Genomic DNA, 13851 nt, shown 5'->3' on the forward strand with positions numbered 1-13851 from the left:
CGGCGAACGCCACCGGCATCCACACGCCGAACCACAGGCCGTCCTGCCGGGGTGGGCGTGGTCGGTGCTGAAGGCGGCGGCGGTGCTGGCGCTGCTGGTGTGGGCGCGGCGGCGGCTGCCGGTGCTGCGGATGGAGCGGTTCACGGCGGCGGCGTGGACGGTGCTGATCCCGGCCGTGGTGCTGCAGATGCTCGTCGTGGCGATCGTGGTGGTCTGAATGGTGTGGGGCGTGGGCGCGGCGGCGGCGGCCTTCGGCGTCGCGGTGTTCGTGGTGGATTCGATGGCGCGGGCGACGTTCGCGCTGCTGGCGTCGTTCCTGTGCACGGGCGGCCTGCTGATGCTCGCGGGCCTGCACTACCTGGGCGTCCTCGTCGTGCTCATGATGATCATGGAGATGCTGGTGATGGCGGTCTTCATGGTCATGTACATGATGAACCCGGCCGGGCTGGTGCCGATGTCGATGGTGCACAACCGGCGGGGCGCCGCGGCGATCGCGGGGACGGCCTTCGCGGTGCTGGTCGCGGGGATCGCGGCGGTGCCGTGGCCGGAGCGGGCGGGACGCCGGCCGGACGATCCCGCGGTCGCGCTCGGCGAGGCGATCATGGGCGAGAAGATGCTGGTCATGATGGTGATCGGGGTCGCCATCCTGGCCACCATGATCGCGACGGTGGTGCTGGCGACGCGGCCGGGGCGGTACGGCGATGACGCTTGAGGCTTTCCTGACCGCGGCGGCGGCGCTGTTCTGCGTCGGGCTGTACGGGGCGCTGTCGCAGCGGTCGGTCGTGATGCTGATGATGGGCATCGAGCTGATGGTCAACGGGGTGCTGGTCGCGGCGGGCGGGTTCTGGTCCGCGGTGCGCCCGGCGGTGGACGGGCAGGTGCTGGTGCTCGTCGCGGTCACGGTGATGGCGCTGGAGATGGCGATGGGGTTCGCCGTGGTGACGGCGCTGTTCCGCGCGCGGGACGCGGACCAGACCGACGACGCCGGGGACCTGCGGGGATGATCGCCGCCGTCTGCGGGACGCCGCTGCTGGCCGGGGCGCTGCTGCTCGTCGCGGGGCGCCGCGCCGACCGGGTCGCGCCGGCGGCGGGCGTCGCGGTCGCGGCGGCCGTTCTCGCGCTCGCGGGGGCCGCGGCGGCGGCGCGGCCGGCGGCGCGGGTCGCGGTGCTGCCGGGGGCGCCGGGCGGGCTCGCCGTGGACGGGCTGTCGGTCGCGATGGTCGTGACGGTCGCGGCGGCCGTCCTGCTGGTCCTGCTCCACGCGGCGGCGGAGGGGTTCGGCGCCCGCTTCTCCGGCCTGATGCTGGTGTTCGCGGGCGCGATGCTCGTCACGGTCACGGCCTCCGACCTGCTGCTGCTGTTGATGGGCTGGGAGGTCATGGGCGCGATGTCGTACGCGCTCATCGGGTACCGCTGGACGGACGACGGCGCCGTGCGCTCGGCCGCCGCGGCGTTCGTCACCACGCGCGCCACCGATACGGGTCTTTACCTCGCGGCCGGGTTCGCGTTGGCGGGGACGGGTTCCTTGAGCTTGGCGGGACTGGAAGCGGCGCGGTCGCCCTGGATCGACCTCATCGCCGCGGGCGTCGTCGTGGCGGCGCTGGGCAAGTCGGCGCAGCTTCCGTTCTCGTTCTGGCTGTCGCGGGCGATGGCGGGACCGAGCGCGGTCTCCGCACTGCTGCACTCGGCGACGATGGTCGCGGCGGGCGGCTACCTGCTGCTGCGCCTGCACCCGCTCCTGGCGGCGAGCGGGTGGGCCGACGCGGTGGTGTGCTGGGCGGGCGCGCTCACGGCGCTGGTGCTGGGGGTCGTCGCGCTGGCGCAGCGCGATCTCAAGCAGCTGCTCGCCGCGTCGACGTGCGCGCAGATCGGGTTCGTCGTGCTGGCGGCCGGGGCCGCGGCCGTGGCGGGCGGGGCGCTGCACCTGGTGGCGCACGCGGCGGTGAAGAGCCTGCTGTTCCTGTGCGCGGGCGTGTGGCTGGCGCGCACCGGCACGCCCTTGGCCACCGCGGCGGTGGTCGCCGCGGTGGCCAAGGGCGTGCGGGTGCGGGCGCCCGCGTGGGGCCTGCACTGGGCGTACCTGGAGCGGGCGGCGCACGCGGGCGTCGTCCGTCCGGTGCTCGCGCTCGCCCGGGGGCTCGCCCGGTTCGACGACCGCGTGGTGGACGGAACGGTCGCGGCGATCGCGCGCGGGGGCCGCCGGGCCGCGGAGTTCGCGGCGCGGGACGCCGAGCCGCGGGTGGACGGCGTGGTCGCGGCCGTCGGGCGCGGTGCGCGCGCACTGGGCGCGCTCGCGCGGCGCCCGCAGACCGGGCAGGTCCACATGTACTACGCGCAGGCGGCGGTCATGCTCGCGGTGCTCGTCCTGATCGCGGTCCTGGCGGGGTGACCGGGTGCTGACGCTGGTGATCTTCCTGCCGCTGGCCGCCGCGCTGCTGCTGCCCGCCGTCCCGCGCCGGGCGGTGCCGTGGGCGTGGGTCGCGGCCGGCCTCGCGGACCTCGCGCTGATCGCCGGGATGTGGGCCGCGCACGGGACGCGCGGCGGCACGTCGTACGAGGCGGACGTGCGGTGGATCCCGTCCGTCCGGGCCGGGTACCACGTCGGCGCGGACGGCCTGTCGCTGCCGCTGCTGACGCTCACCGCGCTGCTGTTCGCGGCGTGCGCGGTGTACTCGGTGCGGCGGGAGCGCCGGACGCGGGCGTTCGCGATGCTGTTCCTGTTCCTGGAGACCGTCTGCCTGGGCGTCTTCGCGGCCCTCGACCTGCTGCTCTTCTTCGTCTTCTTCGACCTGTCGATCGTCGGGATGTACTTCGTCATCCTGGTGTGGGGGCACGGCGACGGGGCCGCGCGGTCGGCGCTGAAGTTCTTCCTCTACACGTTCCTGGGCTCGCTGTTCCTGCTGCTGGGGTTCATCGGCCTCTACCTGGGCTCCGAACCGCGCACGTTCGACATCGCGGAGCTGACCCGCGACCCGCCCCTGGAGGACGCGCCCGCGCTCGCCGGGCTCACGCTGCTCGCGCTGGGCGTCGGCCTCGGGATCAAGACGCCGGTCGTCCCGTTCCACACCTGGCTGCCGCCCGCGCACACCGACGCGCCCGCGCCCGGCTCGGCGATCCTGGCCGGGGTCATGCTGAAGATGGGCGCGTACGGGCTCGTGCGGATCGCGATGCCGATGCTGCCGGGCGCGTGGCACCGGTACGCCCCGGCCGTCCTGGTCGTCGGGCTGGTGTCGGTGCTGTACGGGGCGCTGGTGGCGCTCGCGCAAGACGACGTCAAGCGGCTCGTCGCGTACACGTCGGTCAACCACATGGGCTACGTCGTGCTGGCGCTCGGCGCCGCCGGGTACGCGGACGGGACGGACGGCGGCGCGCCCGCGAGCGGCCCGCGGCTCGCGGTGACCGGGGCGGTCACGCAGATGGTGAGCCACGGGCTGATCACGGGCGCGCTGTTCCTGCTGTGCGGCGTCCTCCACGCGCGCGCCGGGACCCACGACCTGCGGCGGTTCGGCGGCGTCGCGCGGGCCGCGCCCGTGTTCGCCGGGACGTTCGCCGCCGCGGCGTTCGCGTCCCTCGGGCTGCCCGGCTTCTCCGGGTTCGTCGCCGAGTTCCAGATCTTCGCCGGGACGATCGGGACGGGCGCCGCCGCGACCGCCGCCGCGGGCGCGCTCGCGGTCCTCGGCATCGTCGTCACGGCCGGGCTGTTCCTGCGGGTGCTGCACCGGCTGCTGCTCGGCGGCCCCGGCGAGCTGACCGGGCGGGTCGGCGACCTGCGGCGCGGGGAGGCGGCGGCGATCGTCCCGCTGCTCGCGCTGTCGCTGCTCATCGGCCTCCTTCCGGGCCCCCTGCTCGACACGATCGAGCCGCTGTCGGCGGCCGTGACCGGGTGGGTCGCGCGGTGACGATGAACGAGAACCCGGCCGACCTCGCGCCGGAGCTGTGCCTGCTCCTCGCGGCCGTCCTCGGCCTGGTCGGCGGGATGTTCCTGCCCCGGACGGGCCAGTGGCGGGTCGCCGCGCTCGGCGCGGCGGGCGCGCTCGGCGGGCTGGCCGCCGCGGGCGCGGCCGCGACGCGCCCCGACCTCATGGCGTTCGGGTCGTTCGCGGTGGACCCGGTCACGCACGTGACGCGGATCGTCGTGCTCGCGTCCGTCCCGCCCGTCCTGGCGCTCGCGGCGGGGGCGGTGCGCGGGCACCCGCGTGAGAGCGAGCACTACGTGCTGATCCTGCTGTCGGCCCTCGGGACGGTCATGCTGGGCGGCGCCGCGGACCTGCTCGTGATCGTGGCGGCCTACCTGCTGGCGAGCATCCCCGCCTACGCGCTCGCCGGGTTCGGGAAGGACGCGCCCGGCACCGAGGCGGCGCTGAAGTACTACCTGATGGGCGCGTTCCTCGGCGTGCTCATGCTCGCGGGCGTCACGCTGCTGTCGGGCGTCGCCGGCGGAACGGCGTATCCGCAGCTCAGGGCGGGTCTGGCGGGCGCGCCGGACGCGGCCGTCGCGGCGGGCGCCGTCGCCCTGCTCGCCGGGCTGCTGTTCAAGGCGGGCGCCGTCCCGGGCCACTTCTGGGTGCCGGACGTGGCGCAGGGAGCGCCCCCGGCCGTCGCCGCGTTCGTCACGACCGTCCCCAAGATCGGCGCGTTCGCCGCGCTGTACCGGTTCGGCGCGGACGCGCTCCCGGACGGCGCGGCGGGATGGCCGGTGCTCGTCGCGGTGCTCGCCGCCGCCGCGATGACGCTCGGGAACCTCGCCGCGTTCGGGCAGCGCAACGTGCGGCGGCTGCTCGCCTACTCGACCGTGAGCCAGGCCGGGTACCTGCTCGTCCCGGTCGCGGCGGCGGGCCGCACCGGCCTCGCCGGACCCGCGGTGCTGTTCTACCTCGGCGCCTACGCGGTGACGAACGTCGGCGCGTTCGCGGTCGTCCTCGCCGCCGGACGGGACGACCTGCGCGGCTACACCGGGCTCCTGCGGGCCGCGCCGGTCACCGGGCTCGCGCTCGCGGTGTGCCTGCTCGGGTTCGTCGGGACGCCGCCGACCGCCGTGTTCGCGGCGAAGGTGCTCATGTTCGGCGCCGCGATCGACGGCGGCCTCGGCTGGCTCGCGGTCGTCGCGGCGGTGAACACCGTCGCGTCCGTCTTCTACTACCTCCGGTGGATCGTCCCGATGTGCCGCGCGCCGGACGGCCCGTTCCGCCCGGCGCGCGGCGCGGCGCTCGTCGCCGCGGGCGCCGCCGTGTGCTCGCTGCTGCTCGGCGCCGGCACCGGCGTCGCGCTGGCCCTGTGACCTGGCGGAACGCTCAGGCCAGCCGCTCCAGGACGGTGATCTCCCGGGACGCGAGCCGGGCGAGGCAGTCGCCGGCGACCAGCTCCCGGAAGTGGGGGCTGGCGCGGTGCGCGGCGAACGCGTCGGCGTCCACGTACTCCTCGATGATCACGAAGCGGCGCGGGTCCTCGGCGTCCACGTGCGCCACGTAGGAGAGGTTGCCCGGTTCCTCCCGGGACGGCGGGGTCATCCGGCGGACGATGTCGGCGACGGCGGCCTCCTCGCCGTCCCGAGCGGTCCACACGGCCTGCACTATGTAGCTCATGACCAGGCACTTTAAGGGGGTGGCCGGAGAAACCGGGCATCGAGGTGTGTCGGTTGACACACCGGATGTTCACCTCGTAACCTCCGAGCGTTCGACAGGCACAGACGAAGACATCCCTGTCAGTGGTCTTCGTGCTGTGCCTTTTCGCTTTCCCGACCGCTGGCAAGGGCTACCACCCCCTGAAAGGCGGCGGGCATGAACGACGCCCCCTCGAGTACGACGGTCATCCGCAACGCGGGTGACGTTGCCGGCCTCATCGACACGCTCAAGGCCATGCGCGGCCGGACCAACTGGATCTGGTTCCTCGCGCTGGCCGGGCTCTTCCTGGACGCCTACTCCAACGCGGCGCTCGGCGCCGGGCTGTCCACGATGGTCGACCAGCTCGAACTGTCCCCGACCCAGGTCAGCGTCCTGACCGCGATGGCGCCCGCGATCGCGATCCTGTCCAACCCGTTCGGCGGCTGGCTCGCCGCCCGGATCGGCCGGCTCAAGCCGCTGCTGCTGACCAAGGTCGTCTTCGCGGTCGGCGCGCTGCTGACCGCCGTCGGCTCGGACTTCCTGACGGTCTTCGCCGGCCGCGGCCTCGTCGGCATCGCCTACGGCATCGACTTCGCCGTCGCGATGGCCCTGCTCGCCGAGTACACCCCGGCCAAGCTGAAGGGCAGGCTGAACTTCTGGCAGGGCGTCTGGTACACCGCGACCACGACGAACCTCGCGCTGACCCTGCTGTTCTACTCGTTCGACGTCGGCGCCGACATCTGGCGCTGGTCGGTGGCGTCCTCCGCGGTGTTCGCCTTCGTCCTGCTGGTGGGCCAGCTCGTCTTCCTCGTCGAGAGCCCGACCTGGCTCGCGTCCAAGGGCCGGCTGACCGAGGCCGCGGCGAGCCTCCGCAAGATGTACGGGTTCGATGTGCGGGCCGGCGAGCCCGACACCGGCGACGCCGCGGCGGCCCGCCGCCAGGTCGGCTTCAAGGACATGGGCGTGCTGTTCCGCGGCCCCTACCTGCCGCGCACCGTGCTGTCCACGATGATCTCGCTGACCCAGGGCATGCAGTACTTCGCCGTCGGCTGGTACCTGCCCGTCATCAGCCTCGAACTGTTCGGCGAGCAGTTCGAGAAGGCCACCCTCGGCTCGATGATGTTCAACGCGGTCGGCATCGTCGGCGGCTGCCTGTCCGCCTACTTCGGCCGCCGGATGGGCCTGCGGGTCAGCTCGATGGGCGGGTACGCGGTGGTGTTCGCCGCCCTGCTGGTCATGGGCGCCACCTTCAAGGAACTGCCGGTCTTCCTCGCCGCGCTGCTGCCGGTGCTGTTCATCTTCTTCCACTCGGCCGGTCCCGGCCCGAACGGCAAGTCGATCGCCGCGCTCTCCTACCGCAGCAACATCCGCACCCTCGGGACGGGCGTCACCGGCATGCTCGGCAGCTTCGGCTCCGTCGCCGGCCTGTACCTGTTCCCGCAGCTCGAGTCGGGGCTCGGCATCGGCACGAGCCTGATGCTGCTGTCGGTCGTCCCGCTGGCCGGCTTCCTCACCTGCCTGGTGATCAAGTGGGAGCCGACCCGCACCACGATCAACCTCGAGGAAGAGGCCGTCGGCCTCGGCCGCCGCCGCCAGCCGGCCGGTGTCTGACCCGTCCCGTCCGACCGCGGGCCCCAGCGGCCGCGCGTCCATGTGAGGAAAGGACCTTCGCTGATGATCGGGGCGCTGAGCAAGGGGCGACGCCGCCGCGGCGTGCTGAGCATCGATGAGGGCACCACGGGCACCCGTGCCGCCGTCGTCCTCGACGACGGCGGCGCGGCGCCCCCCGCCTACCTGCCCATCTCGGTCAGCTCGCCCGACCACCTGCGGGTGGAGCAGGACGCCGCCGAGATCTGGGCGAACACCGTCGCGGTGTGCCGGCGCGCCCTGGCGTGGGCCGCCGCCGAGAACGTCGAGGTCGTCGGCGTGTCGGTGGCGACGCAGCGCGCGACCGTCCTGGTGTGGGACACCGCGACCGGCGAGCCGCTCAGCCCGGCCGTCGTGTGGCAGGACCGCCGGTACGCCGCGCGGCTGCGCGCATTCGAACCCGCGTGGGACGACCGGCTCGTCGAGCACACCGGACGTCCCGTCGGCTCGCGCGCGCCGCTGCTGTGGGCCGCCGAGGAGATCGCCCGCAACGACGCCGCGCGCCGCGCCCACGCGCGGGGGCGGCTCGCGTTCGGGTCGGTCGACACGTGGCTGGTGTGGAAGCTGACCGGCGGCGCGCGGCACGTCATGTCCGCGACGAACGCGGTCGCGGCGGGCGCCTACGACCTGCGCACCGGCACCTGGTACGACCCGTGGGTCGAGTTCCTCGGCTGCCCCCGCGACGTCCTGCCCGAGATCGTCGACGAGGACGCCGACCTCGGCGGCACCGACCCGGCGGTGCTCGGCGCCCGGCTGCCGATCCTGTCGGTCATGGGCGACCAGCACGCCGCGATGATCGCACTCGGCGCGCACCGCCCCGGCCAGGCCACCTGCGTGCACGGCACCGGGACGTTCGTGGACGCCGTCGCCGGCGCCGCGCCGCCCGCGCACCGCCGCGCCGTCCCGGGGATCCTCACGCTCGTCGGCTGGCGGTCGCGGGGGACCAGCGTGTTCAGCCTGGAGGGCTACGCCTCCACCACCGGCTCGGCGATGCGCTGGCTCTGCGAGGAGATCGGCCTGTTCGAGTCGCCCCGCCACCTCGCCGAACTCGCGCGCGGGCACGACGGGCCGTCGGACGTCCTGTTCGTCCCGGCGCTCGCGGGCCTGCGCACCCCGGAATGGGTGCCCGAGGCCACCGGGATCCTCACCGGGCTCAGCCTGTCCACCACCCGCGCCGCGCTCGCCCGCGGCATCCTCGACGGCTTCGCGCACTCGGTGTGCGACCTGCTCGAAGGCGTCGAGGCGGCCGGCGGCGCGCCCGTCACCGACCTGTCCTGCGGCGGGGGCCTCGCCGCCAGCGACGTCCTGATGGCGAGCCAGGCCGACCTGATCGGACGCCCGGTGCGGCGCGCCCCGGGCAACGAGACCGCGAGCCTGCGCGGCACCGCCTACCTCGGCGGGGTGAAGGCCGGGCTGTGGCCCGACCTCGCCACCGCCGCCGCGCTCGAGGACGCCCCCGTCTTCGAGCCGACCCTGTCGGGCTCCCGGCGGGCCGAGGCCCGCGCCGCGTGGCGCGACCTCCTCGCCCGGCATCTCGCCCGCCACCCGCACCCGTCACCCGCCAGCACGTCACCCGCCAGCACGTCACCGGAGGAATCGAAGCCGTGATCCGACTGCCCGAACGCAAGGCGAGATCCGAGACGCGGAACGCCATCCGCCGGACCCCGCTGCTCCTGGACCGCGCGCGGCAGGCCGACCGGCTCGCCGCCCGCCCCGTCGACGTCCTCGTCGTCGGCGGCGGCGTGACCGGCTGCTACACCGCGCTGGACGCCGCCACCCGCGGCCTGTCGGTCGCCCTCGTCGAGCGCGACGACTTCGCCTCCGGGACGTCGTCCAAGTCGTCCAAGATGGTGCACGGCGGGCTCCGCTATATCGAGCAGGGCAACCTGCCGCTGGTGCGGCGGTCCCTGCTGGAGCGCCAGCGGTTCCGCCGCAACGCCGCCCACCTGGTGCAGCGGCTGCCGTTCGTGTTCCCCGTCCTGACGCAGGACGGCGTGTTCGACCCGAAGATCGCCAAGGCGTTCGAGGGCCTGCTGTGGACGTACGACCTGGCCGGCGGCTGGCGCATCGGCCGGCTGCACCAGAAGCTGACCGTCCCCGAGGTCCTGACGCGCGCGCCGAAGCTGCGCGCCGACCGGCTCAAGGGCGGGCTGCTGTACTACGACAGCCGCACCGACGACGCCCGGCTCACGCTGACGATCGCGCGGACCGCCGCGCACTTCGGCGCGACCGTCCTGAACGGCGCCGCCTGCACCGGCCTGATCCGCGAGGGCGGCCGGGTGCGCGGCGCGACCGTCGAGGTCGACGGGCGCGCGGTCGAGGTCCGCGCCGGCGTCGTGGTGAACGCGACGGGCGTCTGGTCCGACACGGTGGACGCCCTGTCCGACCCGGCGCACGAGCCGACCGTCCGTCCCGCCAAGGGCGTCCACATCGTGGTGCCGTGGACGCGGCTGCCCATCGACGGCACCGTCACCGTGCCCGTCCCGGGGCGGGCGCGCCGCGCGACCTGCACCCGCTGGGGCGACGTGGTGGTCGTCGGCACCACCGACACCGACTACGACGGGCCGCTCGACGAGGTGCTGTGCACCAGGGAGGAGATGGACTACCTCCTGGACGGCGCCAACACCGCGTTCGACGCCGACCTCACGCCCGCCGACGTCGTCGGCTCGATCGCCGGGCTGCGGCCGCTGGTGGGCGCGAAGGACGGCAAGGAGGGCGCGACGCTCGACATGAGCCGCGACCACCGCGTCACCACCGACGCGCACGGGATGGTGACCGTCACCGGCGGCAAGCTCACCACCAGCCGCCACATGGGCGAGCTGGTCGTGGACGAGGCGCTCAAGGTGCTCGGCCGCAAGGCCCCCTGCCGCACCGCGAAGCTGCCGCTGCTCGGCGCCGCCGGGTACGACGCCGAGGCGACCGCCGCGACCGGCGGGACGGGCGCCCACCTGGGCGAGCGCTACGGCACCGAGGCCCGCTTCGTCGCCGCGCTGTTCGCCGAGGACGCCTCGCTCGCCGAGCCGATCGTCGAGGGCACCGCCTACCTGCGCGCCGAGGTCGTCTACGCGGCGCGCTGCGAGCTGGCGCGGTCGGTGGACGACGTCCTGTCGCGGCGCACCCGCATGCGGCTGTTCGCCCGCGACCTGTCGGTGCGGGCGGCGCCCGAGGTCGGGCGGCTGCTGCAGCGCGAACTGGGCCTGCCGGACGACGAGGTCGCGCGGCAGGTGGAGGAGTACGTGTCCGGCATCGACCGGGAGAAGACCGCTCTGATGGAGGGACTCTCATGATCAGCAGGCAGACCGTCACGCACCCGTTCAACCGCGGCGACTACGTCGTCGGCGCGCCCACCCCGCCGCGCTGGGCCGCCGACTGCCCGCCCGGGGACGGGCCGGCGAGCCTGCAGGGCGAGGTCGTCCGCGTCCCGGACGCCGTCGTCGCCGAGCTGCGCGCCGTCGCGGCCGCCGTCCACGCCGAGCGGGACGAGGTCGTCCGGCGGACCCGCGACTGGTGGGCGGGGACCTCCATCGGCGAGACCGACGGCGCCCCCGCCACCCCCGACGCCGTGATCGTCGAGGCCGCCGACGAGGAGCAGGTCGCCGCCGTCGTCCGCGTGTGCGGCGCGCACGGCATCCCGCTGACCGTCTCCGCCGGGCGCAGCAACGTGCTCGGCGCCGCGCTGCCGGTCCACGGCGGGGTCGTGCTGGACGTGTGCGGGCTGAACCGCATCGTCGCGTTCGACGCCGAGTCGATGATCGTCGAGGTGCAGGCGGGCATGTTCGGCGACCTGTTCGAGAAGGAGCTGCAGGAGGTGCACGGCGCCACCACCGGCCACTGGCCGTCGGCGTTCGCCATCTCCACGGTCGGCGGCTGGGCCGCCTGCCGCGGCGCCGGGCAGCTCTCCACCCGCTACGGCAAGATCGAGGACATGGTGGTCGGGCTGGACGTCGTCCTCCCCGACGGGTCCACCGCCTCCTACGGCACCTACCCGCGCGCGGCCACCGGCCCCGACCTGCGGCAGCTGTTCATCGGCTCCGAGGGCACCCTCGGCGTGATCACCCGGCTGCGGCTGCGCGTCCACCGCCTCCCCGAGTACGCCAAGGGCCTCGCCTACGGGTTCGCCACGTTCGCCGCGGGCCTGGACGCCTGCCGGGAGATCCTGCAGCGCGGCGCCACCCCCGCCGTCCTGCGCCTGTACGACGCGCACGAGAGCGGCACGCACTTCGGCGAGCCCGGCACCAACCTGCTGCTCATCGCCGACGAGGGCGACCCGGCGCTGGTCGACGCCACGATGGCGATCGTCGCGGAGGTCTGCGGCGCCGCGGCGTCCGCCACGCTGGACGGGGACGCGGTGTTCGAGCGCTGGCTGGACGAGCGGATGCTCGTCGGCAAGTCCGGCGACGGCTTCGCCAAGGGCCCCGGCTTCGTCGCCGACACCTGCGAGATCGCGGCGCCCTGGTCGGACCTGCCGACGATCTACACCGAGGTCGTCGAGGCGATCGAGGCCGTGCCCGGCACGCTGCGCGCGTCCGCGCACCAGTCCCACGCCTACACCGACGGCGCCTGCATCTACTTCTCGCTGCGCGGCGACGTCGAGCGGTCCCGCCGCCGCGAGTGGTACCGGGCCGCGTGGGACGCCGCCAACGACGTCCTCATCCGGCACGGCGCGGCGATCAGCCACCACCACGGCATCGGCCTGCTCCGCTCCCCGTACATGGAGCGGGCCCTCGGCAGCGGCTTCGGGACGCTCGCGCTGGTGAAGCAGGCCCTCGACCCGGCCGGGATCATGAACCCGGGCAAGCTGGGCCTCCCGTCCCGTTTTGGTGCGGGTGCGTAGCATTTGGCTGTGAGCCCACGCCCGAAACGTCCGGTGGACCGCCGCCTGCTGACCGCGCTGGCGGAGTACCCCGTCATGGCCTCCCTCGTCGGCACGGCCATGGCGGAGCGGTTCACCGCGACGCCGGCCCCGCTGGGGGTCCTCGCCTCGGTACCGCTGGTCGACCTCCAGGCCACCGTGGCGACGACCCGGTCCGCCGGGAAGATCGTGTTCGTCAACATCGACTCGACTCCCGGTCTCGGCCACGACCCGGGCGCGCTCACCTACCTCAAGGGCATCGGGGCGGTGGCGGTCTGCTCCACCCGCGCCGGGATCGTCGAGCGGGCGAGCGCGCTGGGCCTGCTGGCGATGCAGAAGGTCTTCGTGACGGACCGTTCCAACCTGCACCGCAGCATCCAGTCGATCGCCCGCTCGCAGCCCGACCTCGTGCAGCTCATGCCCGCGGTCGTCCTGCCGTACGTGGAGCGCCAGGCGCGGGACCTCGGGGTCCCGTACCTGGCGGCCGGGTTCGTCCAGGGCGCGGCGGACGTCGCCGCCGCGCTCGGCCACGGCGCCGCGGGCGTGTGCACGTCCGACGAGGACCTCTGGGACCTGCGCCGCGCCGCGCTCCCCGCCGCCCGCTGACGCCGCCCGCCGACGCCGGCCGCCGACGCCGGCCGCCCCTTCGCCCCCCGTCTCACGACCCTCAAGGATCGCCCATGCCGTCGGCCCCGCCGACACGCCTCCGCGGCCGCACGCCCGTGCCGTCCGCGCCGTCCGACCCGCCCGCGACGCCCCGCCGGGCCGGGCCGATGGCGCTCGCGCCGCCCCTGTTCGTCGTGCTGTGGAGCAGCGCGTTCATCGCGGGCGTGCCGGGCGTGGAGTCGGCGCCGCCGCTGCTGCTGATGTTCGCCCGGTTCGGCCTCGCCGGGCTGCTGCTCGCCGCGTACGCGCTGGCCGTCCGCGCGCCGTGGCCGCGCGGCCGGGCCCTCGCGCACATCGCCGTCACGGGCCTGCTCATCCAGGCCGTCCAGTTCGGCAGCTTCTACACCGCGCTCGACCTCGGCTTCCCCGCGGCGGTCGTGTCCCTCGTGCAGGGCCTCAACCCCGTCGTGGTCGCGTTCGCCGCCCGGTTCCTCGGCGAGACCGTCACCGTCCGCCAGTGGCTCGGCTTCGCGCTCGGCGCCGCCGGCGTCACCCTCGCCGTCGCCGACCGGCTCAGCCTGTCGGCCGGGGGCGTGCTGCTGTGCCTGGTCGGCCTCCTCGGCCTCAGCGCCGGGACCCTCTACCAGAAGCGGTTCGTCCCCGACATGGACGTCCGCTCCGGCACCGCCGCGCAGCTGCTCGCCGCCGCCCCGGTCGTCGGCGTGCTCAGCCTGCTGCTCGAGACCCCGCACGTCTCGGACTGGACGAAGTTCGGCGGCTCGGTCGCCTGGATGGTCCTGGTCAACGCCATCGCCGCGTTCCTGCTGCTCAACACGATGCTGCAGCGGTTCTCCGCGAGCCGCGTCAGCACCCTGTTCTTCCTCACGCCGTCGGTCACCGCCGTCATGGCGTGGCTGCTCATCGACCAGTCCCTGCACCCGCTGGCCGTCGCCGGGCTGGTGCTCGGCGGCGCGGGCGTGCTGCTGGCGAACCGGCCGGCCAGGACGTCCTGACCGGCGGGACGTCCTGACCGGCGGGACGTCTTGACCGGCGGGACGATCCGGGACGCGCGGGGCCGCGTCGTGGAGCACGGCGCCCGGCCGTCCGGCCGCCCGGCCGGCCGGCAGGCGCCCGGCACCGCGGCGC

General features: G+C 74.7%; 13 protein-coding genes. 12 read left to right on the forward strand and 1 reads right to left on the reverse strand.

The features are described from left to right. From DMH08_RS22120 to DMH08_RS22145, 6 genes are all read left to right on the forward strand, one after another. On the forward strand, positions 1–217 hold a 217-nt coding region (locus DMH08_RS22120; RefSeq protein ID WP_199747943.1), incomplete at its 5' end, for an NADH-quinone oxidoreductase subunit H. Continuing rightward, entirely contained in the window at positions 218–712 is a 495-nt protein-coding gene (locus tag DMH08_RS22125; protein ID WP_125617439.1) for an NADH-quinone oxidoreductase subunit J, read from the forward strand. Further along, complete coding sequence (nuoK, locus tag DMH08_RS22130) at positions 702–1004, forward strand: NADH-quinone oxidoreductase subunit NuoK (RefSeq protein ID WP_026403833.1); 303 nt, start codon at positions 702–704, stop codon at positions 1002–1004. The genes DMH08_RS22125 and nuoK overlap by 11 nt, the downstream gene beginning before the upstream one ends. Further along, positions 1001–2389, forward strand: coding sequence for a proton-conducting transporter transmembrane domain-containing protein (locus DMH08_RS22135; RefSeq protein ID WP_125617441.1), 1389 nt, complete (start codon positions 1001–1003; stop codon positions 2387–2389). Before nuoK ends, DMH08_RS22135 begins: the two co-directional genes overlap by 4 nt. A gap of 4 nt (positions 2390–2393) precedes the next feature. After that, positions 2394–3899 (forward strand): complex I subunit 4 family protein, encoded by a 1506-nt coding sequence (locus tag DMH08_RS22140; protein WP_125617443.1) that lies wholly within the window; start codon positions 2394–2396, stop codon positions 3897–3899. 2 nt (positions 3900–3901) lie between these two features. Beyond that, entirely contained in the window at positions 3902–5278 is a 1377-nt protein-coding gene (locus tag DMH08_RS22145) for an NADH-quinone oxidoreductase subunit N (RefSeq protein WP_125617445.1), read from the forward strand. A 13-nt stretch (positions 5279–5291) separates the two neighbouring features. Here the strand turns inward: DMH08_RS22145 and DMH08_RS22150 are convergent, their stop codons facing one another. Beyond that, positions 5292–5582 (reverse strand): putative quinol monooxygenase, encoded by a 291-nt coding sequence (locus DMH08_RS22150; protein ID WP_026403829.1) that lies wholly within the window; start codon positions 5580–5582, stop codon positions 5292–5294. 195 nt (positions 5583–5777) lie between these two features. Between DMH08_RS22150 and DMH08_RS22155 the strand changes: the two genes are divergently transcribed. The 6 genes from DMH08_RS22155 (at position 5778) to DMH08_RS22180 (ending at position 13718) form a co-directional block, all read left to right on the forward strand. Then, complete coding sequence (locus DMH08_RS22155; RefSeq protein ID WP_125617447.1) at positions 5778–7211, forward strand: MFS transporter; 1434 nt, start codon at positions 5778–5780, stop codon at positions 7209–7211. A gap of 63 nt (positions 7212–7274) precedes the next feature. Further along, positions 7275–8855 carry an FGGY family carbohydrate kinase gene (locus DMH08_RS22160; RefSeq protein WP_125617449.1) on the forward strand — a complete coding sequence of 527 codons (1581 nt, stop codon included), beginning with the start codon at positions 7275–7277 and terminating at the stop codon, positions 8853–8855. Continuing rightward, positions 8852–10534: a glycerol-3-phosphate dehydrogenase/oxidase gene (locus DMH08_RS22165; RefSeq protein WP_125617451.1), complete on the forward strand. Its 1683-nt coding sequence runs from the start codon at positions 8852–8854 to the stop codon at positions 10532–10534. Before DMH08_RS22160 ends, DMH08_RS22165 begins: the two co-directional genes overlap by 4 nt. Next, a complete protein-coding gene (locus DMH08_RS22170; RefSeq protein WP_125617454.1) occupies positions 10531–12081 on the forward strand; it encodes an FAD-binding oxidoreductase in 1551 nt (516 codons plus the stop codon). The genes DMH08_RS22165 and DMH08_RS22170 overlap by 4 nt, the downstream gene beginning before the upstream one ends. A 9-nt stretch (positions 12082–12090) precedes the next feature. Beyond that, positions 12091–12705 carry a glycerol-3-phosphate responsive antiterminator gene (locus DMH08_RS22175; protein ID WP_199747944.1) on the forward strand — a complete coding sequence of 205 codons (615 nt, stop codon included), beginning with the start codon at positions 12091–12093 and terminating at the stop codon, positions 12703–12705. Positions 12706–12779: 74 nt separating this feature from the next. Then, positions 12780–13718, forward strand: coding sequence for a DMT family transporter (locus DMH08_RS22180; protein WP_233617735.1), 939 nt, complete (start codon positions 12780–12782; stop codon positions 13716–13718). Positions 13719–13851 lie beyond the last annotated feature (133 nt).

The organism is Actinomadura sp. WAC 06369 (assembly GCF_003947565.1).
Lineage (GTDB): Bacteria > Actinomycetota > Actinomycetes > Streptosporangiales > Streptosporangiaceae > Spirillospora > Spirillospora rifamycini.